The sequence below is a fragment of the Pseudomonas sp. Fl4BN1 genome, from assembly GCF_009908285.1.
Classification (GTDB): domain Bacteria; phylum Pseudomonadota; class Gammaproteobacteria; order Pseudomonadales; family Pseudomonadaceae; genus Aquipseudomonas.
This window is the reverse complement of record NZ_JAAARM010000002.1, coordinates 279,522-302,811: the sequence shown is the minus strand read 5'-3', so window position 1 is coordinate 302,811 and position 23,290 is coordinate 279,522. Positions and strand designations below refer to the sequence as shown.

The following is a 23,290-nucleotide window of genomic DNA, read 5'->3' as shown; positions in this document are numbered from 1 at the left end:
CGCCATGCGTCCTGCCCGTGCCCTGATCGATCTCCAAGCCCTGCGTCACAACTATCAACTGGCCCGTGAAGTCTCGGGCGTTCGCGCGCTCGCGGTCATCAAGGCCGATGCCTACGGCCATGGCGCAGTGCGTTGTGCCCAGGCCCTGGAAGCCTGCGCCGACGGTTTTGCCGTGGCCTGTATCGAAGAGGCCCTGGAGCTGCGCGCCGCAGGCATTCGTGCACCGGTGCTGTTGCTGGAAGGTTTCTTCGAAGCTGCGGAACTGGCGCTGATTGTCGAGCATGACTTCTGGTGCGTGGTGCATTCGCTGTGGCAACTCGAAGCCATCGAACAGACTGCTGTGGCCAAGCCGCTGACGGTCTGGCTCAAGCTGGATTCGGGCATGCACCGGGTGGGCCTGCATCCCAAGGATTACCAGGTGGCCTATCAGCGGCTGCAGGCCAGCGGCAAGGTCGAGACGATCGTGCTGATGAGCCACTTCGCTCGCGCCGATGAGCTGGACTGTCCGCGTAGCAGTGAACAGGTCGCGGTGTTTGAGGCCGCTCGCCAGGGGCTGGGGGCGCAGATCAGTCTGCGCAATTCGCCTGCGGTCATGGGCTGGCCAAGCATTCCCAGTGATTGGGTACGCCCGGGCATCATGCTCTACGGCTCGACGCCGTTCGAAGAAAACAACCCGGTAGCGGCACGTTTGCAACAGGTGATGACCCTGGAGTCCAAGGTGATCTGTGTGCGTGAACTGCCCGCCGGCGAGCCGGTTGGCTATGGTGCCAAGTTCATCACCGACAAGCCGATGCGCATTGGCGTGGTCGCCATGGGCTATGCCGACGGTTATCCACGTCATGCGCCTACCGGCACCCCGGTGCTGGTGGCGGGCCAGCGCAGTCGTTTGCTGGGCCGGGTTTCCATGGACATGCTGTGCGTCGACCTGACGGATGTCCCTCAGGCCGGCCTGGGCTCGACCGTGGAGTTGTGGGGCAAGAACATCCTCGCCAGCGACGTGGCGCTGGCCGCCGACACTATCCCTTACCAACTCTTCTGCAACCTGCGCCGGGTGCCGCTGGTGTACTCCGAAGGCTGAGATTGCGCGGGCTGTACCGAAAGTCGCTGTCCCCGGGGGAATCGGGAGCAAGTGTTGTAAATACTGAACGCTGTCGCCATGATGACGCTCAATTACAACAACGCCTGATCCCCGCCTAGGAGGCTGCCGTATTGGACGTCGGTGAACGACTGCAATCCATCCGTAAACTGAAAGGTCTTTCCCAGCGTGAGCTTGCCAAGCGTGCGGGCGTCACCAATAGCACCATTTCAATGATCGAAAAGAACAGTGTCAGCCCCTCGATCAGCTCACTGCGAAAGGTGCTGGGCGGTATCCCCATGTCCATGGTCGAGTTCTTTTCCGAGGAAGTCCTCCAGGAAACGCCTTCTCAGATCGTCTACAAAGCCCACGAACTGATCGATATCTCTGATGGCGCAGTGACCATGAAACTGGTGGGGCGGGCCCATCCAAGCCGCGCGATTGCCTTCCTCAATGAGATCTATCCGCCGGGTGCCGATACCGGCGAGGAAATGCTCACCCATGACGGCGAGGAAACCGGAATCCTGCTCGAAGGTCGCTTGGAACTGGTGGTAGGACTTGAAACATTTGTCCTCGAAGCCGGTGACAGCTACTACTTTGAGAGTACGAAGCCGCACCGTTTCCGTAATCCGTTCGATGCACCGGCGCGACTAATCAGCGCAGCCACTCCGGCGAACTTCTAGACCAAGAGGCGTCCTGCAAGGTTTGCAGAGAAGCCCAAGTGACAATTCGCCACGATATAAGACCCCTTCGACTTTGGGGTTGTTTCAGTGTGGCGGGCTAACCGTTATACTTTCGCCCGCCTGCGAAACCGTGGCCGCAGGCGTGACTAGCCACCATTGAGGGTGTACGCGTGAACCTAATTATGAAAATGCTGGCCGCACCAGCAACCGTATTGGCCCTTTGGGCAGTCAGCGCTCAAGCTGCGACTAATGATGACATTGCCAAGCGCCTTGCGCCTGTCGGCCAGGTCTGCGTCCAGGGGCAGGAGTGCAAGGGTATGGAAGTCGCTGCCTCTGTGGGCGGTGGCGGCGGGGCAAAATCTCCGGATGACGTGATTGCCAAACACTGCAACGCTTGCCATGGCACCGGTCTGTTGGGTGCACCGAAAGTCGGTGACACTGCAGCCTGGAAAGAGCGCGCCGATCACCAGGGCGGCCTCGACGGCATTCTGGCCAAGGCGATTACCGGTCTGAATGCCATGCCGCCTAAGGGCACTTGCATGGATTGCACCGATGACGAGCTCAAAGGCGCTATCCAGAAGATGTCCGGTCTGAAATAAGCCGCCATCTTCAGCGAAAAAGCCGCTTACGAGCGGCTTTTTTGTGCCCGTAAATTGACCTCAAGACTGTTCTTTGCAGCAAACTCTCGGCAAGCTCGGTCCAACCTCATTTCATGGACGTTCCCCGGAGGATCAGATGCTGCAATCCTGTTCTATCGAGCATGCGGTGGATGAAGTGCTTGCGCGTTTGCCGCTACACATTCACATGGGCATGCCCCTGGGGCTGGGCAAACCCAACCGTTTTGCCAATGCCTTGTATCGCCGGGTCGCCCAGTTACCTGAGCGCCAACTGACGATCTACACCGCTCTGAGCCTGGGTCGGCCCTCCCTGGGGGATGGTTTGCAGCGGCGCTTTCTCGAGCCCTTCGTCGAGCGAGTGTTCGGCGACTATCCCGAACTCGATTTTCTTGCCGACCTGCGCCGCGACAGCCTGCCGGCGAACATCCGCGTCGAGCAGTTCTTCATGCAGCCTGGCAGTCTTTTGCACAGCACCTCGGCGCAGCAGGACTACGTCAGCAGCAACTACAGCCATGCGGCCCGGGATATCAATGCCGCCGGCCTGAACCTGGTAGCACAACTGGTGGCGCGTGATCCGCAACAGCCTGGACGCCTGAGCCTGAGCTGCAATCCGGACATCACCCTCGACATGTTGCCGATGATCGCCAAGCGCCGAGCGGCGGGCGAGACGATCTTGCTCCTCGGCCAGGTCCACAGTGACCTGCCCTACATGCCGGGAGATTCCGAGATCGACGCCGCAGCCTTCGACCTGCTGATCGACGAAGACGAGCGCAGCACGCTGTTCTCCACACCGAACATGCCGGTCGGGGTGCAGGACCATTGCATCGGCTTGCACGCCAGCACCCTGGTGCGTGACGGCGGCACCTTGCAGATAGGCATCGGCTCCATGGGCGACGCGCTGACCGCCGCGCTGTTGGCGCGGCAGGCGGACAACGAAGGTTATCGTGCCCTGCTGGCAGACTTGCAGGTGGATTGCTGGCAGCCGTTGATCGACCGTGAGGGCGGTGTCGAACCCTTTGCCCAAGGCCTCTACGGTTGCAGCGAAATGTTCGTCAACGGCTTGCTGGCCCTGGTTGATGCCGGAATCGTGCGGCGCAAGGTCTACCCAACCCCGGAACAGCAACAGCAGGCCAATGACGGAGTTCTGGATGCGGCTGCAGCCGTTGGTGGGGTGTTGATCCACGGCGGTTTCTTCCTCGGACCGCGCAGCTTCTATCAGCGTCTGCGGGAACTGCCCAAGGACAAACTGGCGGAATTCAACATGACCGCCATCAGTTACATCAACGAGCTGTATGGGGACGAAGCGCTCAAGCGCCTGCAACGGCGCGACGCGCGTTTTATCAACAGCGCCTTCACCATGACCTTGATGGGCGCAGCCGTATCCGATCAATTGCAGGATGGTCGGGTGTTGAGTGGCGTTGGCGGACAGTACAACTTCGTGGCCCAGGGCCATGCCCTGGCGGATGCCCGCTCGGTGCTGATCCTGCGCAGCTGGCGTGAGGCGGCGGGGGAGGTCAGTTCCAATATTGTCTGGGAATACGGCCACTGCACTATCCCGCGTCATCTGCGGGACATTGTCATCACCGAGTACGGTATTGCCGATCTGCGGGGCAAGTCGGATACAAAGGTAATCGAGGCGCTGCTCAATATCAGCGACTCACGCTTTCAGCCAGGGTTGATGGAGCAAGCACAGAAGGCCGGCAAGCTGGCGAAGGATTTTCGTCTGGATCCGCGTTTTGCCGACAACAGCCCACAGCGTCTGCAGAACATTCAAGCACGCCATCGCCACCTGTTTCCGGAGTATCCGCTAGGCAGTGACTTCAGTGCGCAAGAGCGTGATCTGCTGCGGGCGCTGAACTGGCTGAAGAGCAAGTTCAAGCTCAGCGAGATCCTGGAGTTGGGCAAGGCAGCGCTTGATGCGCCGGAGCCTGAGGCATTCCCGGCACACCTCGAGCGCATGGGGCTGGAGCAGCCCGAAGGCCTGCGTGAGGACCTGTACCAGCGCTTTCTGCTGGCGGGTCTGCAGGCCACTGCACCCGGCTCGTCGTAGGAGCCGGCTTGCCGGCGAACAGGCCATCAAGTATTGCATTGCCCTTGAGGACGCGTTCGCTGGCAAGCCAGCTCCTACACAAGCCAGCTCCTACACAGGCGGACGCGGTTACTCGATGAAGGTAACCACGCCACCGGCCAGGGATTTGACCCGGGCCAGGGATTCCACGCGGTAGCCCTGGGAGTCCAGCTCGGCACGGCCGCCCTGGAAGGACTTCTCGATCACGATGCCCAGGCCGGCCACGGTGGCACCGGCCTGCTTGATGATCGAGATCAGCGCTTGGGACGCCTTACCGTTGGCCAGGAAGTCATCGATGATCAGCACGCGATCGCTGCTGGTCAGGTGCCGAGGGGAGATGGCGACGGTGCTTTCCACTTGTTTGGTGAAGGAGTACACGGTGGCCGACAGCAGGTTCTCGGTCAGGGTCAGGGACTGGTGCTTGCGGGCGAAGATCACCGGTACGCCCAGGTTCAGGCCGGTCATGATCGCCGGGGCGATGCCCGAGGCTTCGATGGTGACGATCTTGGTGATGCCCGAATCCTTGAACAGCGTGGCGAATTCGTCGCCGATCAGTTTCATCAACTGCGGGTCGATCTGATGGTTCAGAAAAGCGTCGACTTTCAGTACTTGATCGGAAAGCACGATGCCTTCTTCGCGAATCTTCTTGTGCAGTGCTTCCACGGAGCTTCCTCTAACTGGCGTCTGTTGCGCCAAAGGTCGTTTAAAAATAGTCGATTTTAGCGCTTTAACATCGCGCGTATATCCGCCAGAGCGCTATTGCCGCGAACGGCTTTGACTTCGGTCGGGGTGTCGTCATTGCCTTCCCAGGCCAGATCGTCCGGGGGCAACTCATCGAGGAAGCGGCTCGGCGCGCAGTCGATGATCTCACCGTACTGCTTGCGTTTGGCCGCGAAAGTAAAGGCCAGGGTCTGACGCGCGCGGGTAATGCCCACGTAGGCCAGGCGCCGTTCTTCCTCGATGGTATCGGCTTCGATACTGGAGCGGTGCGGGAGGATTTCCTCTTCCATGCCCATGATGAACACGTAGGGAAACTCCAGCCCCTTTGAGGCATGCAAGGTCATCATCTGCACGCCCTCGGCGCCGTCTTCCTCTTCCTGCTGACGTTCCAGCATGTCGCGCAGGACCAGCTTGCCGATGGCGTCCTCGACGGTCATTTCGCCGTCTTCGTCTTTTTCCAGAGTGTTCTTCAAGGCCTCGATCAGGAACCAGACGTTGCCCATCCGGTAGTCCGCGGCCTTGTCGCTGGAGCTGTTGGTGCGCAGCCAGTTCTCGTAGTCGATGTCCATGACCATGCTGCGCAGCGCCGAGATCGGGTCTTCACCGGCGCACTGCTCACGAACCCGGTCCATGAAGCGCTTGAAGCGGGCCAGACGATCGGTGAAACGGCTGTCCAGATGCTCTCCCAGGCCGATTTCATCGGTGGCGGCGTACATCGAGATCTTGCGTTCGGTGGCGTAGTTGCCGAGCTTTTCCAGGGTCGTGGAGCCGATTTCCCGGCGTGGCACGTTGATTACCCGGAGGAAGGCGTTGTCGTCGTCCGGGTTCACGATCAGGCGGAAGTAGGCCATCAGGTCCTTCACTTCCTGGCGTCCGAAGAAGCTGTTGCCGCCGGACAGGCGATAGGGCACCTGGTGGTGTTGCAGCTTCAGTTCGATCAGCTTGGCCTGGTAGTTGCCCCGGTAAAGAATGGCGAAGTCGCTGTAGGGCCGGTCAGTGCGCAGGTGCAGGCTGAGGATCTCCATGGCCACCCGCTCGGCTTCGGCGTCTTCGTTGCGGCAGCGGATCACGCGGATCTCGTCACCGTGGCCCATCTCGCTCCACAGCTGCTTTTCGAACTCGTGGGGGTTGTTGGAGATCAGCACGTTGGCGCAGCGCAGGATGCGGCTGGTAGAGCGGTAGTTCTGCTCCAGCATCACCACTTTCAGGGACGGATAATCATCCTTGAGCAACATCAGGTTTTCCGGGCGCGCGCCGCGCCAGGCATAGATCGACTGATCGTCGTCGCCCACCACGGTGAACTGGTTGCGCTTGCCAATCAGCATCTTCACCAGCAGGTACTGGCTGGCGTTGGTGTCCTGGTATTCATCCACCAGCAGGTAGCGGACCTTGTTCTGCCATTTTTCCAGGATGTCGGCGTGCTCTTCGAACAGCTTCACCGGCAGCAGGATCAGGTCGTCGAAGTCCACCGCGTTGAACGCCTTGAGCGTGCGCTGGTAGTGGGTGTAGACGATGGCAGCGGTCTGCTCCTTGGGGTTGCGAGCATTCTCCAGGGCCTCGGGGGGCAGGATCAGGTCGTTCTTCCACGAGCCGATCATGTTCTTGATCTCGTCGACGCCGTCTTCCCCGGAGTACTCCTTCTGCATGATGTCGGTCATCAGCGACTTGACGTCGGTCTCGTCAAAGATCGAGAAGCCTGGCTTGTAGCCCAGCCGCGCATGCTCCTTGCGGATGATGTTCAGCCCCAGGTTGTGGAAGGTCGACACGGTCAGGCCGCGCCCTTCGCCGCCACGCAACAACGTGCCGACCCGTTCCTTCATTTCCCGCGCGGCCTTGTTGGTAAAGGTCATGGCGACAATGTACTGGGCGCGGATGCCGCAGTTCTGGATCAGGTGCGCGATCTTGCGGGTGATCACGCTGGTCTTGCCGGAGCCTGCGCCGGCGAGCACCAAAAGAGGGCCGCCGACATAGTTCACGGCTTCTTGCTGCCGGGGATTGAGTCGGGACATGACAGTAAAAAGGGATCGGTTACGAAAAGGGCGGGCATTTTAACAGGCTGGACAGATTCTGCTGCCTCTCTCCGACTTGTGACGCACAACGCTATCTAAATTTGCCGGTTTTGATACTTTCCCTCAGGATGCGCGCTGAATATGTGTCTAATGTTCGAGTTAGAGCGGTACAAGAAATTGCGTATGATAATCAATACCATTTGTTATTGTTTATTTGCGCGCCATAATGCCCGCCGCCAACTTTTTTGCAGAGTCTAGGGAGCTAGCTTGTCTAAGCCTGTCGAACCCTTGCGTTTGCTGCTACTGGCCGAAGAGCCGGTGTGGACAGCGTTGTTGCGCGAGTGTGTCGCTCCGTTAGGAGACTCGGTGGTATTGATCAGTGCTCCGAACTGGGAGTCGGTCAGTCGTTTGTTCGAAGACGACCGCAATGCGGTCCTGTTGACCATTGCGCAATTGCAGCCCGGCCCCGGGCGTTGCAGCCTGCCCACGGTGCTTTTGCTGGACCAGGAACCGCCGGTAGCCCCGGTGGGTGTCAGCGACTGGCTGGTAGGTTCCTGCCTCAGTACCGATGCCCTGCGCCGCTGCCTGCGCCATGTGCGTGAGCGCGGTGTGCTGGAAAATACCTTGCAGCGCCTGGCCGAGCAGGACCCGTTGACCGGCATTGCCAACCGCCAGGGTTTTCAGACCCTGCTGGCGGCGCGCCTGGCGGAAAATGAAGGTCGTGGCCTGGCCCTCGGGCACCTGGACCTGGATAACTTCCGTCACGCCAACGACGCCCTTGGCCACCAGGCCGGTGACCGGCTGATCCTGCAAGTGGTCTCGCGGCTCAAAAGCCAGCTGGAGGCCGGTGATCAACTGGCCCGCCTGGGCAGCGACGAGTTTGCCTTGCTGATCGATACCCGCCGCGCGCCGCAGCGGGCCGAGTGGATGGCCGAGCGCATTACTGAGGCCATGGCCGAACCCTACTGGGTCGACGGCGAAAGCCTGCTGATCGGCTGCAGCCTGGGAATTGCCCACGCCCGGGCCAATGCTGGCGCCGACCCATTGATGTGGCATGCGCACATCGCCATGCAGCAGGCCAAGAGCACCCAGGGCTGCACCTTTCATATTTTCAACGAACGCATCAATCGCAATGCCCGCAGCCTCGCCGACCTGGAAAGCGAATTGCGCCGGGCCTTGCGCCGTGACGAACTGGAGCTGCATTACCAGCCTCGGCTGGACCTGCATGATGGCAAGATCGTCGGCCTTGAAGCCCTGGTGCGTTGGCGCCACGGCGAGCGCGGGTTACTGCCTCCCAGTGAGTTCGTGCCCCTGGCCGAGCAGAGCGGGCTGATCGTGCCCCTGGGCTACTGGGTAATCTCCCGTGCCCTGCGGGACATGCAGGCGCTGCGTGAACGTGGGCTGCCGCCGTTGCACATGGCGGTCAACCTGTCGTTCCGACAGTTCCAGGACAGCCAGTTGCTCTCGACCTTGAGCCGGCTGATTGCCGAGCGTGGGGTCGAGGCACAATGGCTGGAGTTCGAGCTGACCGAAACTGCAGTGATGCGTCGCAGCGATCTGGTGAAGCAGACCATGGATGCCCTTGGGCGCCTGGGGGTGCGTTTTTCCCTGGACGACTTCGGCACTGGTTTCTCATCCTTCGTGCATCTCAACAGCCTGCCGATCACTTTGCTCAAGGTCGACAAGAGCTTTGTGGGCGGCATGGAACAGCGCGAAGAGAACCGCAAGCTGGTCCACGCCATGATCAACCTGGCTCACAACCTCAATCTGCATGTGGTCGCTGAAGGGGTCGAGACCGCGGCGCAGTTGGCATTGCTGCGGGGCTTTGGTTGCGACCAGGTCCAGGGCTACCTGATCAGCAAGCCGTTGCCCCTGGCGGAGCTGGTGGAGTACCTGACCTTCGGCAGCAGCCAGCAGCCGCTGCAGGAAGGAATGGTCTAAGCCGTCGACTCGCGCCGCGTTGACTGTCGCAGCCTCAGGCTTCGATGGTCAACGCGGGGTTCAGTCCGCCTGGCTGGCCTGTAGGTTCATTCGCGGCACTGTTGGCTCATGCTTGATCATGCGCCGCATCCGCCATTCGAATGCCAGGGTCAGGCTGATGGCTGCGCAGGCCAGGCCCAGGGCCAATCCCCACCAGACACCGGTCGGGCCCCAGCCCAGGGTAAAGGCCATCAGCCAGGCCGCAGGTGCACCGATCAGCCAGTAACAGCCCAGGCCTACCAGGAAGGTGGTCTTGGCATCCTTCAGGCCGCGAATTGCACCCATCGCAATGGTCTGGGTGCCGTCGAACAGCTCGAACCAGGCAGCTACTGCCAACAGGCTCACCGCCAACTGGATCACCTCGGCAAAGGCCGGATCGTTATGGTCGAGGAACAAGCCGATCAACTGGTTTGGCAACAGCCAGAAAACCATGGCAAACCCCAGCATCGCTACCGCGCCGAAGGCAATGCCGACCCGCCCGGCCAGGCGCGCATCGAGCAACTGCCCGGCGCCGTAATGCTGGCCGATGCGCATGGTGATGGCGTAGGAAATCCCCGCCGGTACCATGAACGCCACCGAAACGATCTGCAGGGCAATCTGGTGCGCCGCCAACTGGGTGCTGCCCATGGTGCCCATGCACAGCGCGGCGAAGGCGAACAGCCCGACTTCCACTGCGTAGGTGCCGCCGATGGGCAAGCCCAGGCGCCACAGTTCCCGCAGGTACTGGGTGTTCAGCCGGGACAGGCCCTGGCGCAGTGGATAAGCCGTGTAGGCCGGATGGCGCTTGATGTGCCAGGCCAGTGCCAGCGCCATGCAGTTGGCGACAATCGCGGTGACCAGGCCAATCCCCGCCAGGCCGAGTTTTGGCAAGCCGAACATGCCGGTGATCAGTGCGTAGTTGAGCAGGAAGTTGGCCACCGTACCCGCCAGGCTGATGACCATCACTGGCGTTGCCCGGCCAATCGCGCTGGTGAAACCGCGCAAGGCCATGAAGCTCAGGTAGCCGGGCAGGGCAAACGGCAGGACCAACAGGAACTGGCCGGCAGCGTGGACGTTGCTTTCGGTCTGGCCGAACAGCAACAGCAGCGGCTTGAGATTCCACAGCAGCAGGCCGGCCACCAGGGCCATCAGCCAAGCCAGCCACAGGCCGGCTTGGGTCAGGCGCGTGGCACCCTCGATGTCCCCGGCGCCCTGACGAATCGCCACTAGGGTGCCCACGGCGGCGATCACGCCGATGCAGAAGATCGAGACGAAGGAGTAGCTGGCTGCACCGAGACCGCCACCGGCCAGGGCTTCGGGGCTGAGGCGAGCCATCATCAGGGTGTCGGTGAGGACCATCAACATGTGCGCCAACTGCGAGGCGATCAGCGGCCCCGCCAGCCGCAGGATGGCCCAGAGTTCGGTGCGTGCTGGATGCTGCATGGTCATCGGGCTCGATAAGCTGGGAATCGGGAAGAGCGCTGATTCTCGGCGCTTCCGGGCCATAGCACAAAGGGATAAAAATACTTGCTGGCATGATTAAAACTCATGCGAAGGACTTTCTGGTAGCGTGGCGTCATTGTGCTGCCGGAGCCTATCCATGTCCCGCCGTCTTCCTCCTCTCTATGCCCTGCGTGCCTTTGAAGCTGCGGCCCGGCACAGCTCGTTTACCCGGGCGGCCGAGGAACTATCCATTACCCAGAGCGCCGTCAGCCGGCATATCCGTACCCTGGAAGATCACTTCGCCTGTCGGCTGTTCCAGCGCAGCGGACGCAATCTGCAACTGACCGAAGCAGCCCGGCTGTTGCTGCCGGGTGTTCGCGAGGGCTTCGGTGCCCTGGAGCGGGCCTGCAACACTCTGCGTGCCGAGGATGACATTTTGCGTATGAAGGCACCCTCGACCCTGACCATGCGCTGGCTACTGGCACGTCTCAGCCGTTTCCGCCACCTGCAGCCGGGCAACGAGGTGCAGCTGACCAGTGCCTGGATGGACGTCGATTCCGTGGACTTCAACCAGGAACCCTTCGATTGCGCGGTGTTGTTGAGCAATGGGCACTTTCCTGCGGATTGGGAGGCCAGCTACCTGTTCCCCGAGCTACTGATCCCGGTGGGTGCGCCGAACCTGCTCAATGACCAGCCTTGGGATGTGGCGCGGCTGGCGGCTACCGAGCTGCTGCATCCGACCCCGGACCGGCGGGACTGGCGCAGTTGGCTCGGGCATATGGGGCTGACGGGGCAGGTCTCGCTCAAGGGCGGCCAGGTGTTCGACACCCTGGAGCTGGGGATGATCGCGGCGGCGCGGGGTTACGGCGTGTCCATGGGGGATCTGCTCATGGTCGCCGAGGATGTGGCCCAGGGCCGGCTGAGCCTGCCCTGGCCGACCGCGGTGGCCAGTGGCTTGAACTACTATCTGGTCTGGCCCAAGACCCGGCCCGGAGGTGAACGTTTGCGTCGTCTCAGCGACTTCCTGCAAGGCGAGGTCCAGGTCATGCAGTTGCCCGAGGTCGAGCGCCTCGGCTGAAACGTTGAAGCACCCGGCCGGCGGCGCTCGGCAGATATCCCTGCAAAGCGCTCAAGTATTATCGAGCGCCGCCGAATCCTAGGTCATGGAACCAGCGTGCAGGAAGGTCCTGGATTACTAAAAACACCTAGAAATATTGTTGCCGAGCGTGCCACTTGATCAGGATGATCCGCCTTCTCGGCCAGGAGCCATCATGTCCCAACCCCGTGCCCGGATAGCCTCCCAGCTAGGGCTTGCCCTTGCCCTGATACTCGCCCTGGTGATCAGCGGCAGTACTCTGTTTGCCCTGCGTTCACTGGATTCGGCGAATCTCGACACTCGAGAAGAGCATCTGGCCAGCGAAGCGCGCCTGTTGGCGGACCAACTCGATACCTTTCACGGCAGCCTGCGCGAGAGCACCCAGCGCCTCAGCGGCCTGTTCGAAAATCGCTTCAGCAGCGGCCTGAGCCTGCATCCCGAACAACCGGTGACAGTGGCTGGAGTCCAGACTCCCGGGCTGCACCTGGGGGCTGTGGTGCTGAACAACAACTTCGATGAGGTGGACGGATTCAAGCAGATGACCGCTGGTGTCGCGACTCTGTTCGTGCGCAGTGGCGACGACTTCGTTCGCGTCAGCACCTCCTTGAGAAAACAGGACGGCAGCCGCGCCATCGGCACCTTGCTCGACCATACCCACCCGGCCTATCAGAAGCTCATGGCGGGGCAGGGATATGTCGGTCGTGCCCTGTTGTTCGAGCGGTTCTACATGACCCAGTACACCCCGGTGCTGGATCGTGAAGGCAAGGTGATTGCGGTGTTGTTTGTCGGTTTCGACTACACCGATGCGCAAAATGCCCAGTTCGATAACCTCAAGCGCTTCCGCATCGGGCAGAGCGGGTCCCTGGCCTTGCTGGATGAGCAAAGCAAGTGGCTGGTACCACCGGCGGGCGTACAGGCGCTGGATCAGGCGGCGCAGTTCATGGTGGCCGCAGCCAGGGAGCCGGGCAAAGGGCGTTTCTGGAGTGATCAGGACGAAGACTTCTACAGCCTGGCAGTGCCTTTTGCCGGCGGCCCCTGGTCGGTGGTGGCGAGCATGCCCAAGGCCGAGATCCGTGCGGTGACCTGGAGCGTCGGCATTCGCCTGGTGATTGGCAGCCTGTTGGCGATGTTGCTGGCAGTGGGTGCGACGGTCTGGCTGTTGCGCAGCAAGCTGGCCCCCCTGAGTGATCTGGTGCGTCAGGCCCAGGCCCTGGGCGGCGGCGATCTGAGTGCGCGGCTGAATGTGTCCAGTCACGATGAAATCGGTCAGTTGGCGCGCAGTTTCAATCAGATGGGCGAAGCCCTGTCGAACATGGTCGAGCACATTCGCCGCTCGGCCGCCGAGGTCAATGGCCGGGCCCAGGCGCTGTCCGGCCTGTCCAGCGGTGCCTATGAGGGCATGGAGCAACAATCCGGTGAGATCACCAGCATGGCGGGGGCGGTGGAGGAGTTCAGCGCCACCTCGCTGAATATTGCCGACAACATGGGCAGCACCCAGCGCCTGGCCCAGGAAAATGCTCAGCAGACCCACATCGGCCGCGAGTCCATGGAGCAGGCGTCGTCGTCCCTGGAGCAGATTGCCGGAGCACTCGACAGCACGGCTGCGGTGATCAATACCCTGGGCCAGCGCTCCCAGGAAATCGGCGGGATTGTCGGAGTGATCACCGCAATTGCCGATCAAACCAACCTGTTGGCTCTCAACGCCGCCATCGAGGCGGCCCGTGCCGGCGAGCAGGGGCGTGGTTTTGCCGTGGTGGCCGACGAGGTGCGCAACCTGGCGTCGCGGACCCGTGAGGCCACCACCGAGATCTCGCAGATGATCACCAGCATCCAGCAGGAAACTGGCCACGCCATCGAGACCATGGAGCAGGGTAATCGCCTGATGCAGGAGGGCCTGTCGCGCAACGCCGATGTGGCCTCGGCCCTGGCCCTGATCGATGAGCAGAGCCGTAGCGCTGGCGAGCAATTTGCCGCCATCACCACCGCGAGCCAGGAGCAGAGCAGCACCGCCACGGTGTTGAGCAGCAACCTGCAGAGCATTGCCCAGGCCAACAGCGAGCAACGCGAAGTGGTGTCGAACCTGGCCGTTACCGCCCGTGAACTGGAGAGCCTGGCCGCGGACCTGCGCCAGGAAGTCGACCGCTTCCGCTGAGGCTGTCAGCTTCGCCCCCGGCACCAGGTGAGGCCGGGGGCGAATGGTGCAAGGACGTTTGTTTCAGCTAAAACAGCCCGGCAGTGATTTGCCCTTCAAGGACGTCTCTTCCAGCAGGGGCTGGCATGACTCATCTCAGCCGTTTCGCCCATTGCCTGTTCTCCGTCTCGGCGCTGTTGCTCAGCCAGGAAAGCCCGGCGTGTATCGCCCCGGCAGCGGTTCATGCGACTACAAGTTCGCCGAGCCAAACGTTGATGGCTACCGCATCCGGCCGTTCTAGTTGCACTGGGTGCTGCTCGACACCTCCTTGCTCGCTAGTTTCAACGCCTTGCCCAGTTCGGCGGCGTTGTTGCTGCTGTAGACCCGGCCACCGGTGTTTTCAGCAATGCAACGCGAGGCGCCACCGACCCCGATGCTCACCACGTTGACCCGCAGGCGTGGCTGCTGGGCGGCGATTTTCCGCGACACGGCGCAAACATCCTGCTGGCAGCCGTCCTCGCCGTCGATGAACATCACGATCACTGCATCGTTGTTGCGTCCGTCAACGGTGCTGGCCGCTTTGGCTAGGCTGGCCGCCAATGGTGTGCCGTCGTCGGCGCTGAGACCACGAATGCCGTTGATCAGACGGGGCCGGTCCGCATTGCGGAAGACTCCGTGATCAATCTGACTGGCACAGCCGTTGAAGGTGATCAGGCGAGTATCGATCTTCGGATCAAGCCCCTTGATCATTCCTGTCAGCGATTCTGTGGCCACCATCATGCGGCTAGGCGGGGTGAAGATGCGTTCCACCCGGACTGGGTCAAGGTACTGGTTGAATCTGTTGCCGTAGAACCATTCTTCATCGGCCCGTTCGGCCTTGATGTTCAAGTTCATCGAGCCCGAGGTGTCCAGCACCACGACAAACTGCGGTGGTATTGCGCCCGGGATCGACTTGCGACAGGCGTAGTTATCCAGGGTTGGCGCAGGGGCCGGCTTGGCCACAGGTGGCGGCGGTGGTGGAGGTGGTGCAGGTTCCGGGACCGGCTCTGGAGCAGGTTCCGGCACCGGTTCCGGCTCTGATGCCACCGGCTCCGGCGTATTCACGGGTGTCTCGACGACAGGGGGGATCACCGGCTCCACAGCCACCGGCTCACGCTTCAGGTACCAGAACCAGTAGGCCGCCCACAGTAGGAGCAGCAACAGCAGCAACGCCAGGAGCGCGGCGGCGATCTTCCACCCGTTGCGGCTTGGTGGCGTGACCACTGGCGGCACAATCACGGGAGGGGCCAGTGGCTTGGGTGGCCGCAGCCCCCATCGCACCACCAACGGCTCACCGTTGAGGCTATAGAGGTCGCCCAGTTCGGGTGGGCCGATCAAGGTTCGCAAATCGTTGGCAAGGTCCGCCTGGTTGCGTTTTTGCAGCTCGTCCGCAAGCTGCCCCAGGGACTCCTGGCGCTGCTGATAGAGGTCCAGCAGGCGACGCTGTTGATCCTCGTTCAGTTCAGCGTAAGGCGTGGGCTGGCCTCCCAGCTCGGTCCACCATTCCAGTACGTCGCCGCTGCCCTTGCGGGGAATGGCATAGAGGCTGGCGACCGTGGGCGGGAAGTGTTTTTGAATCAGTGCGACCTTGGCCGATAACGCATCGGCCTTGTCGACTGTGAACTGACCATCCCTGATGACCCGTTGCATGCAGACGTTTCCTGAAAATGACCCAGGCATCCCGAACGATGCCTGCGTAGGTGGAGGGCGTAACCCTTACTCGTAACCCAGGCTGAATTGCAGCTGGTTGACCTTCTTCTGCAACGCCTTGAGCTGTTCCTGCTTGGCTGCCAGCGCCGCGGGCGTATTGCTGGCGGTCGCAGCCTGGCTGGCCTTGAGCTGTTGTTCGAGACTGGCGATCTGTTTCTGTACCTGGGTCTCATTGCCCTGCCGGGCCTTGAGCGATGTCAGCAATTGGCCCAGGGACTGGTTCAAGGCCGCCTGGGATTGCTGCTGGCTGAGCAGATCCTTGCGGGTATCGGCCTGCTGGGCAGCGATGTTCTCGTACACCTGATGGAACAGGGCGTTTTCCTGGCGGGACGCAGTCAGGGCCAGTTCCTTCTGCTTGACTTGGTCGTTGTAGCCACCGGAGTAGTCACAGTTCATCTTGGTCAGCATGCTGGCGTCACGGTTGGTCGCGTCGCAGTCCCCCGGTTTGCTGGCACAACCGGCCAAGGCGAGTACGGCAGCGAATGCCGCCCAGTGTTTTGCAGTCGTCATGGTCATGGCCTCAACCCAGGGTGATTGCCGAACGCTGGCTGTACAAGGCGTCCACTTCTTTTTGCAGGGATGCAACTTTCTCGTTCATTTTCAGAATACTTACGTCCACTTGCTTGATCTGGGCACCGGCACCTTGCGCGCGTTCCTGATCAGCCACCTTGGTGTATTCGGTGACCTTGGTGCGCATGTTGCCCAGGTCCTTGCGCAGGCGTGCAATGTTATGGTCGATCTCGGCGATCTGGGCCTGTGCCTTGGCCTTGTCGAGCTTTTTATTGGCCATGTCCCGCTTGATCTGGGCGATACGTGCCTGGTCGTCCTTGATCACTTGTTGAGCGGTCGCGCTACGGGTCATGACATTTTGCGTGTCCTGCTCGACGTCGGCGTTCATCTTCTGCAAGCGCGTCGTGGTGTCGGCGTATTCGCTGCGGCGTTGGTCCAGGTAATAGTTGGCACCCATGGCCACGCCACAGGCGGTGATACCGGCCGCAATCGCGCAGACTGCCTTGTTGTCGCTTTTCGACAACGCGCAAGCGAGGATGCCGATACCGGCCCCGACGGCGCAGGCCTGGTAGCCGGACTTGCTGAAGAACTGGGCGTCATTGCCCTGAGTCAGACGCGGGTCGGCACCGTCGCCGAGCATGGAACTACCAGTGCTGGCACAGCCGGTCAGTAGAAGGCTGCCGGTGAGGATGAACGCGATCTGTAGCTTGAAGCGAGTCCATAGGTTGCGCGACATGGTGTTGCTCCTGGTTAACGGTGTTGGTGTTTTTTACTGAGTAACGGTTTTGCAGCTTTTCAGCCAGGCCTCGGTATCGATCTTCTGCTTCTGCAGGAAGGTCTTCTGGTTGGCCCAGTGGGTGCGCAAATAGGGCTTGAGGTCTTGCAGTTGCTTGTTGCGGGAGATGATTTCCTCCATGACCGGCACTTGCGGCTCGATCAGCGGCTTGCCGTACAGCGTGGCCGACTCGACCAGGCTGCTGGCGTAGTAACGGCTGAGTTTGTGCAACCGGTCCTTTTGCTCGTCGAGCTTGCTTTTGCGCATGTCGCAGGTGGCGTCCTTTTCTGCCGACTCGCAGTTGAGGGCGTAGTTCTTTTGCAGGAAGTCCACGTATTGGCCGTCATCGAGCATCTTGGTGCAGAGGAATGCCCCGAGGTTGAGGCTGGCGCGAATCGCTTGGTCGCGGGTTTCTTCTTGCTGCTGGTTGCTGGCGCGCAGCTGGTTTTCCAGAGCCTGGAGCTTCTCCTTGAGCGCCTTGTCCTCGATCCCCGATGCCAGTGTGCCCAGTGCCTGGGCAGTGGCAGGTGCATTGCCGGCGTTGGGCGTGGCACCGCTGCCGAGTTTCTTCCAGCTACCTTCGATGCTGGCCACACGCTCGCGGGAAGTCAGGGTCGGTGATACCAGCGCCAGGCGCAGGCCGGTGGTTTTGTTCTTCACCTGGCCTTCGCTGTTGTAGTAAGGCTCTTCCTTGCGTTGAGAGGTATGCATGTCGCCCTGGGCCGTCAGGTAATTACCCCCGCGCACCACATAACCACCGGCCTGGCCGTGTTGACGGTCGAGTTTGTTCAGGCGAAAAGGCTCGAACATCATTTCGTCAGCGTTGCCGAGCATGTCGTGCAGCCCCAGCGGGTTTGGCTTTTGCAGACCGGACAGTTGCAGCTTGCCGTTGGACGACTGCGCTCCGGCAAACCATTCGTAGGCGTTCAAGCCTTCCGGCATCGGGTAGCGGGTATCGCGGAACTCGGCGGCCCCGACTTCAATCCCGCCCCGTGCGGCAAACTCCCATTCCACCTCGGTTGGCAGCCGCAGGAAGCCCAGTGCGCCGTCTTCCTTGGGCAGTTTGTCGGCAGCATTCTTGCGCAGCCACAGGTTGTACTTGTCTGCGGCTTCAACCGCCTGGACCCAACTGATCGATACCTGCGGCAGACGCATCTTGGTCGAAGCGCTCGGGCAGGTTTCTTCAGTCAGGGCGGCGTACTGCAACTGGCTCATTTCGTACTTGGCCAACAGGTAGTAACGCGACTTGTCGCTCTTGGCGCCAGTGAAGCTGCCAGCGATGAAGGTGGGACGAGTCTGTTCGACGTAGCCAAACTCCGAGCCGTCCTGGCCGATGCTGGTCGGATAGTCGTCCAGCGGTCCGGCCACTGGAATGAATACCTTGCGAAACACCATTGCGCCTTCGCAAGGCATCGGCAGGACTACGTCATTGTCCTGCGGCATCGGGTTGTAGAACTTCTCTTCCCAGCCCGCGGCCGAGGCGTCCAGCAGATAGCCCAGGCTGAATAGCCAGCCGAAACGTTTATAGCTCACGTAGACTCTCCGCAGGTTGGATGCTGATGGCTCGCGCAGCGCCGATGAGGGCAACCAGGGCTGCGACCATGAAGGTAATGAGCAAGGCTGCAAGGCCATGCCAGGCAGTGATGTGGCAAATGAACGTGCCGGTGGCCTGGCTACTGCCGAGCAGGGCGTCGAACAAATGGCTGCCGACGAAGTAGAAACCCAGCCCACCCAGATAACCAGCCAGGCTCAACAGCAGGGCTTGCAACACCACGAAGCCAGCCACGGCGGCCCGATTGAATCCCAGCAAGCGCAGGACCGCGAGGCTTTTACGCTTGCGGTCGATATTGGCCAGGAAGGCGCCGACCATCGAGGCGACGCAGCCGATCAGTGCTGCCAGGGCGATCACACCGAAGATCAGCCCCAGCACATGATTGATCGCCTTGACGTTATCGATGTCGGCCAGGCGACTGGAGGTCTCGATGTGTTGCTGGTTGAGCCAACGCTCCAGCGGCGCGACCTGATCAATGTCACGGGCGTAGAGCCGGGCCCGGGCATACATAGGTTGCAGGTTACCCAAGGCCTTGCCGGTCTCGACGCCGAATTCGCGGACCTGATAACCATCGCGAAAGCGCTCCAGGCTCAGCAGCAGCGACGGTGCGACGAAGCCGGCAGCGCGGCCAAAGCGCGCGCCATCGAGAATGGCAATGACCGTCAGGCCGACTTCACCGCGCTCCTTGCTGCCGTCCAGGCGGCGTTCGGCACGCAGGCGCACGCTGTCGCCAACCTTGGCCTGAAGACGTTGCGCGGCCCGGGCACTGAGGATCACTTGCTGGCCGCCGGGGCTGATACCGGGCAGGTTCAGCTGCGGGTCACCGGCCTCGGTGGGAATGATTTCCGCGCTTTCAACGAAGCGCTGCATGCCGATGAACAGATCGGCCTGGCTGTTGAGTGAGCGGGTCTGGCCCAAGGCGAACCCGGTTTCCGGTTGCTGGCGCAGGCGTTCGATCCAGGCATTGTCGTAGTTGCCACTGCTGAGCATCTTGATTTCAAGGTTGCGCGGGTCACGCAGCAGTTCGTTTTGCAACTGGCTGACCACGCCGTGCTTGAGGCCGAATAGCAGCAACAGCGGCGCGATTACCGCTACCAGTGATGCCGCGATGCACAGTGACACCTTGCGGTCGTGCCAGAGGTCTTCCAGGGCTAGCTTGCCAAGCAGCCATAGGCGATTAATCCATAGGTTCAAACAGCGTTTCTCCCTGTCGACTGATCGCGCCCAGGCGCGGCAAGCCAAAATCCTTGAGCAGTGCCCAGTCGTGCGATACCACCAGGGCGCTCAGGCCCAGGTTCGATACCAGGCTCAGCAGCAATTCGAACAGGCGCGTGGCGCTATGAGGGTCCAGTGCCGCAGTGGGCTCGTCGGCCAGTAACAGCAGCGGCTCATGGGCAATGGCCCGCACACAGGCGACGCGCTGGCGCTCACCGATGGACAGGGCCTGGGGGCGTTTGTCGAGCAAGCCTTCGAGGCGCAGCGCGCTAATTGCCTGAGCAACGTGTTCACTGTGCGTCGGCATGCCGAGCAGTTGACGCGGCAGGTTGATGTTGTCGCGCACATTGAGAAACGGCAGCAGGCCGCCGCTTTGCAGAATGAACCCCAGGTGCCGCGAACGTACGGCCGCCAGGGCAGGCTGGTCGTCTGCTGCGAGCAGTTGGCCGATGTCCAGCACAGACCCTGGCGGGCTCAGGCTGAAACGCTGCAGCTCCACCGGCCGTAGCAGTAGACCGATGGCCTCCAGCAGGGTGCTTTTACCGCAGCCGCTTTCGCCGGTGATCGCCAGGATCTGCCCGGCCCCAATCTGCAGTTTCGGCAGGCGTACCTGATGAGCCTGGGCGCCTTCGCCTCGGCGCACCAGCAGGTTGTTGATCGCGAGCATGGGCGTCTCGTTAAGGCATCATTTCCAGTGGCACCGGGTACACGTTGTCCCGGGCATCGCTATCCTTGGCCAGAGCCACCCAACGGTCGACGTCAGCGTTGTAACGCTGGTAGTGACGCAGCTTGGTGTTCAGCGTGCGGATGAATTTTTCCTGTGCCAGGCCATCCCAACTCTTCCAGGTCTCTTCATCCAGGTTCAGCACTTCGCTTTGATACGGCAGGTCTTCCAGGTACTCACCGAGTACGCCCAGTTCGGCGAGCTTGGCGTTGCCGTTCTGCTTCAGCTGGTTGGGGTCGGCGCCCATGGTGGCGGCTACCGAGCGCAGGCGTTCGAACATTTCCGTCGGAGAGATCAGGCCTTCGTTGGCAGCATCGAGGATCTTCTTCATGACATCGCTGAGATCGCTGAGCTGGGCCTTGGTCAGCAGCACCCGGACATCGGTAGTGGGGATGTTCTGCTTGATCAGGTCTCGGTCGGTAATCCACGCCTTGAACACCGGAGGGGCCTTGCTGTTGGTTTTCTCGCCGAGGTAGGCCAACTGCATGGCGTGACCGATCAGGGCAGCGTCTTCGAGCATTTTCTTCTCGGCTGGATCCTGTTTGGCATTGAGCGCACTGCCAATGGCGTCTTCACCCATGTACGCGGCTTTGACCTGGGAAGTAATGGCGCTGGCCAGGGCGTCGACCTTGCGGCCGAACTCTTGCACATCGCCAGCATTCACCGGGTAGTACAGCGAAGTGTTGGTGCCCGGGTAGGTCGAGAGGTTCTGGTATTGCGCCTCGGCCTTGCTGTGGTCCTTGATCCCGGCGGGGGTCTTCAAGTGCAGGGTGTAGATGGCCACGCCTGGCTTGGCGGCTTCGAGGCGCACCTGGGTGGCGCTGAGCCCGGTGTTGGAAAGCTTATCGTCGCCCTCGATGGCGCCGGCGTCGGTGATCAGTACCACGTACCGCGCACCGAACTGGCTCCAGTCGACCTTGTCGATGCTGTGCATGACACCGGCATAGGCGTCTTCGTCGAAACTGCTGCTGGAGACCTTGGCTTGTTTCAGGTCGGCGACCTTGCTCAGGAAGTCGGTGCTGTCTTTGACCTTGTTAGGGTCGGCGTACATCTTGCTGACGTACTCAAGCCCTGGCACCGCCTTGGTGCTGGAGCGGAAGGCGACCAGGCCGAACTTGACCTGTTTGCCCAGGTTCTGCGCCTCGATCTGCTGGTAGACCTTGCGGATCGCCTCACGGGTGCGGTCGATGTAAGGGTCCATGGAAATGGTCGAGTCGATGACGAACACCACGGCCGCACTGAACTCTTTCAGCTGGCTGCTGGCGTTGGCATTGCCTGCGGCGCCGCCATTGGCTCCGGCCGCGCCCTGGGCATTCTTGTCATCGTCCTTGCTGACCGATGCAACGTTCAGCAGGCGAGTGCGAAAACCGCTTTCGGTCATCACCTCTTCGCCACTGAGGATGGGTAGCAGGTAGAACTGCTTCTGCAGATCGATAAAGTACTCGGGCTCTTGAGCCAGCACGCCGGGTGCCTGGGCACCTTGTTTAAGTTTGGCGCGCAGGGGCGCGACCTTGCTCACCGGGTCCGGTGCATCCAGGATGCCCTCGACGGTGGCGCGGTCCTTGAAGAACAGAAGGCGATCGCGGTTGGCCGGATTGGTGAAGGCCAGGGTCAACTGCATTTTCCAGTCGGTGGTGCAGTTGGCCGGCAGCCAGCCGACGGTCTTGCCGTAGCTGTCAGGGCCGACTTTCAGCCATTCGGCATTGCCGGCCTGAGCCCGTTCATACACATAAAAGCGCGAAAAGGTCGGTTGTGCCTCACCGGCGGCACCGCCAGCCGACGGGCTGAGATGGCAGCCAGGGGTGGTCAATACGCGCTGGAACAGGGTTTTCTTGCCGGCCTGGATCAACGGCTTGTCATCCGCCTGGGAAAGCGGGCTGATGCACAGCGCCAGCAGCGTAGCGCTGCTCAGCAGGAAACGGCTCAGGGATGCACGACTCACTGTTGCAACTCCTCGAAGCGCTGCTTGGCTTCGGCGTTGTCCGGCTCATGGCTGAGGATGGTTTCGTACCAGTAGGCGGCAGTGGCTTTATCCGGTTCGGCGAAGCAACTACTGGCCTGGTGGTACTTGGGGTCATATTCGTGGGCGTAGGCGCTGGCAATCTGCAGGTCGCCGCCCTGAGCCCGGTTGGCGTACAGGCGTTGGGCAACGCCGCAGTGGTTATTGGCCTTGGCCACTTTGATGATTTCCAGCAACTCGGCGCTGGCTGGCGCGGCCTTGATGCAGGCCTGGACGAAGGCCAGTTCAGGCTGGCTGCTCATGCTTTCCAGGGTACAGGCGCCGGCCTGGCTGGCGACGGCAGGGATTTCAGGCTTGGCTTGTGGGGCCTGTACCTCGGGCTTTTTCAGCCAGAACCAGAGTGCGGCGGCGACTATCAGCACCAGGACCAGCAGCAGTGCCCAGATCCATTTGTACTGTTTCACCACGGGCGCCTGGGCCTGGGTTTCGCTGATGGCAAAGGTCAATTCGGCCTGCGGCAGTTCCGGCTCTGCCGGACGCGAGGGTTGCGCAAGAGCCAGTTCAGGCAACTGTGGAATTTCCGGGGCGTTGCTCGGCGCTGCCAGGTTGCCGCCATCGTAGGTCGAGCGGGTCTGGCCACCGGCGGTCGATGGCAGCAGGCCGGAACCCGGGCGGACTACACCTTTGTCGCTGAACCCCGGACCCTGCTCGCGCAGTTCGATCTGGAAATTGGAGTTGGCGCTGCCTTCGAGCAGCGGATCAACCACGTCCGGGCCGATCAGGGTTTCCAGTACTTCACCGCTGGCGTCCACATCGAAGCGGGCGACCTTGAACCAGTAAGGGCTGTTGCTCCAGGTTTTTCCGTCCTGCAGGTAGAACGCGTCCTGATTGCGCTGGATGGAGAACTCAAGGTGCTCTTGGGCGCCTTGCCATTTCTTCACTGTCAGGCGGGACTGGCCAGGTGCATTGGGCTCTAACGCGAGCAAGTCGACTCGAATGGGCAT

18 protein-coding genes and 1 pseudogene are annotated in these 23,290 nt (G+C 61.4%); 8 read left to right on the top strand and 11 right to left on the bottom strand.

Annotated elements, in window-relative coordinates; translation table 11 throughout:
- Positions 1 to 4: 4 nt before the first annotated feature.
- The 4 genes from alr to GV818_RS03590 all read left to right on the top strand — a co-directional run bounded on the left by alr (position 5) and on the right by GV818_RS03590 (position 4,425).
- Positions 5 to 1,078: an alanine racemase gene (gene alr, locus GV818_RS03605; RefSeq protein WP_161775809.1), complete on the top strand. Its 1,074-nt coding sequence runs from the start codon at positions 5 to 7 to the stop codon at positions 1,076 to 1,078.
- Positions 1,079 to 1,209: 131 nt separating this feature from the next.
- Entirely contained in the window at positions 1,210 to 1,758 is a 549-nt protein-coding gene (locus GV818_RS03600; RefSeq protein WP_123726820.1) for a cupin domain-containing protein, read from the top strand.
- Between the two features lie 182 nt (positions 1,759 to 1,940).
- Complete coding sequence (locus tag GV818_RS03595; protein ID WP_161753122.1) at positions 1,941 to 2,357, top strand: c-type cytochrome; 417 nt, start codon at positions 1,941 to 1,943, stop codon at positions 2,355 to 2,357.
- Between the two features lie 136 nt (positions 2,358 to 2,493).
- The gene (locus GV818_RS03590) at positions 2,494 to 4,425 is read left to right on the top strand and encodes an acetyl-CoA hydrolase/transferase family protein (protein ID WP_161775808.1); all 1,932 of its coding nucleotides are present in this window, start codon (positions 2,494 to 2,496) and stop codon (positions 4,423 to 4,425) included.
- Positions 4,426 to 4,533: 108 nt separating this feature from the next.
- Here the strand turns inward: GV818_RS03590 and GV818_RS03585 are convergent, their stop codons facing one another.
- Together GV818_RS03585 and rep are read right to left on the bottom strand one after the other, a co-directional pair.
- Positions 4,534 to 5,106 (bottom strand): xanthine phosphoribosyltransferase, encoded by a 573-nt coding sequence (locus tag GV818_RS03585; RefSeq protein WP_011064203.1) that lies wholly within the window; start codon positions 5,104 to 5,106, stop codon positions 4,534 to 4,536.
- A gap of 56 nt (positions 5,107 to 5,162) precedes the next feature.
- Positions 5,163 to 7,172: a DNA helicase Rep gene (gene rep, locus GV818_RS03580; protein ID WP_161752882.1), complete on the bottom strand. Its 2,010-nt coding sequence runs from the start codon at positions 7,170 to 7,172 to the stop codon at positions 5,163 to 5,165.
- A 267-nt stretch (positions 7,173 to 7,439) separates the two neighbouring features.
- Between rep and GV818_RS03575 the strand changes: the two genes are divergently transcribed.
- On the top strand, positions 7,440 to 9,113 hold the full coding sequence (locus tag GV818_RS03575; RefSeq protein WP_161775807.1) for a putative bifunctional diguanylate cyclase/phosphodiesterase: 1,674 nt from the start codon (positions 7,440 to 7,442) through the stop codon (positions 9,111 to 9,113).
- A gap of 60 nt (positions 9,114 to 9,173) precedes the next feature.
- Here the strand turns inward: GV818_RS03575 and GV818_RS03570 are convergent, their stop codons facing one another.
- Complete coding sequence (locus GV818_RS03570) at positions 9,174 to 10,574, bottom strand: NorM family multidrug efflux MATE transporter (protein ID WP_178124698.1); 1,401 nt, start codon at positions 10,572 to 10,574, stop codon at positions 9,174 to 9,176.
- Between the two features lie 157 nt (positions 10,575 to 10,731).
- Here GV818_RS03570 and GV818_RS03565 point away from each other — a divergent pair, with 157 nt between their 5' ends.
- From GV818_RS03565 to GV818_RS34895, 3 genes and pseudogenes are all read left to right on the top strand, one after another.
- Positions 10,732 to 11,652, top strand: a complete 921-nt coding sequence (locus tag GV818_RS03565) for a LysR substrate-binding domain-containing protein (protein WP_161752888.1) — start codon at positions 10,732 to 10,734, stop codon at positions 11,650 to 11,652.
- A gap of 193 nt (positions 11,653 to 11,845) precedes the next feature.
- Positions 11,846 to 12,919 (top strand): annotated as a pseudogene (locus GV818_RS34900) (Cache 3/Cache 2 fusion domain-containing protein); the annotation flags it as partial.
- Between the two features lie 42 nt (positions 12,920 to 12,961).
- Entirely contained in the window at positions 12,962 to 13,822 is an 861-nt protein-coding gene (locus GV818_RS34895; RefSeq protein WP_372242044.1) for a methyl-accepting chemotaxis protein, read from the top strand.
- Positions 13,823 to 14,098: 276 nt separating this feature from the next.
- On the opposite strand, the gene GV818_RS03555 is transcribed toward GV818_RS34895, so the two are convergent.
- From GV818_RS03555 to GV818_RS03520, 8 genes are all read right to left on the bottom strand, one after another.
- The gene (locus GV818_RS03555) at positions 14,099 to 15,490 is read right to left on the bottom strand and encodes a VWA domain-containing protein (RefSeq protein WP_161775804.1); all 1,392 of its coding nucleotides are present in this window, start codon (positions 15,488 to 15,490) and stop codon (positions 14,099 to 14,101) included.
- Between the two features lie 66 nt (positions 15,491 to 15,556).
- Positions 15,557 to 16,060: a hypothetical protein gene (locus GV818_RS03550; RefSeq protein WP_161752894.1), complete on the bottom strand. Its 504-nt coding sequence runs from the start codon at positions 16,058 to 16,060 to the stop codon at positions 15,557 to 15,559.
- A 10-nt stretch (positions 16,061 to 16,070) separates the two neighbouring features.
- Positions 16,071 to 16,796, bottom strand: a complete 726-nt coding sequence (locus GV818_RS03545) for a hypothetical protein (protein WP_161752896.1) — start codon at positions 16,794 to 16,796, stop codon at positions 16,071 to 16,073.
- Between the two features lie 33 nt (positions 16,797 to 16,829).
- Positions 16,830 to 18,368, bottom strand: a complete 1,539-nt coding sequence (locus tag GV818_RS03540) for an SUMF1/EgtB/PvdO family nonheme iron enzyme (RefSeq protein ID WP_368668853.1) — start codon at positions 18,366 to 18,368, stop codon at positions 16,830 to 16,832.
- Entirely contained in the window at positions 18,358 to 19,581 is a 1,224-nt protein-coding gene (locus GV818_RS03535; RefSeq protein WP_161752900.1) for an ABC transporter permease, read from the bottom strand. Before GV818_RS03535 ends, GV818_RS03540 begins: the two co-directional genes overlap by 11 nt.
- Positions 19,565 to 20,269, bottom strand: coding sequence for an ABC transporter ATP-binding protein (locus GV818_RS03530; RefSeq protein ID WP_161775803.1), 705 nt, complete (start codon positions 20,267 to 20,269; stop codon positions 19,565 to 19,567). Before GV818_RS03530 ends, GV818_RS03535 begins: the two co-directional genes overlap by 17 nt.
- A 10-nt stretch (positions 20,270 to 20,279) precedes the next feature.
- Entirely contained in the window at positions 20,280 to 22,268 is a 1,989-nt protein-coding gene (locus GV818_RS03525) for a vWA domain-containing protein (protein WP_372242039.1), read from the bottom strand.
- The gene (locus GV818_RS03520) at positions 22,265 to 23,290 is read right to left on the bottom strand and encodes a hypothetical protein (RefSeq protein ID WP_161775802.1); all 1,026 of its coding nucleotides are present in this window, start codon (positions 23,288 to 23,290) and stop codon (positions 22,265 to 22,267) included. The genes GV818_RS03525 and GV818_RS03520 overlap by 4 nt, the downstream gene beginning before the upstream one ends.

Coding starts and splice junctions, on each gene's coding strand:
- GV818_RS03545 (WP_161752896.1), bottom strand. CDS start 16,796: ATGTCGCGCAACCTATGGACTCGCTTCAAGCTACAGATCGCGTTCATC.
- GV818_RS03590 (WP_161775808.1), top strand. CDS start 2,494: ATGCTGCAATCCTGTTCTATCGAGCATGCGGTGGATGAAGTGCTTGCG.
- GV818_RS03530 (WP_161775803.1), bottom strand. CDS start 20,269: ATGCTCGCGATCAACAACCTGCTGGTGCGCCGAGGCGAAGGCGCCCAG.
- GV818_RS03570 (WP_178124698.1), bottom strand. CDS start 10,574: ATGCAGCATCCAGCACGCACCGAACTCTGGGCCATCCTGCGGCTGGCG.
- GV818_RS03565 (WP_161752888.1), top strand. CDS start 10,732: ATGTCCCGCCGTCTTCCTCCTCTCTATGCCCTGCGTGCCTTTGAAGCT.
- rep (WP_161752882.1), bottom strand. CDS start 7,172: ATGTCCCGACTCAATCCCCGGCAGCAAGAAGCCGTGAACTATGTCGGC.
- GV818_RS03520 (WP_161775802.1), bottom strand. CDS start 23,290: ATGCCCATTCGAGTCGACTTGCTCGCGTTAGAGCCCAATGCACCTGGC.
- GV818_RS34895 (WP_372242044.1), top strand. CDS start 12,962: ATGGGCGAAGCCCTGTCGAACATGGTCGAGCACATTCGCCGCTCGGCC.
- GV818_RS03555 (WP_161775804.1), bottom strand. CDS start 15,490: ATGCAACGGGTCATCAGGGATGGTCAGTTCACAGTCGACAAGGCCGAT.
- GV818_RS03595 (WP_161753122.1), top strand. CDS start 1,941: ATGAAAATGCTGGCCGCACCAGCAACCGTATTGGCCCTTTGGGCAGTC.
- alr (WP_161775809.1), top strand. CDS start 5: ATGCGTCCTGCCCGTGCCCTGATCGATCTCCAAGCCCTGCGTCACAAC.
- GV818_RS03550 (WP_161752894.1), bottom strand. CDS start 16,060: ATGACGACTGCAAAACACTGGGCGGCATTCGCTGCCGTACTCGCCTTG.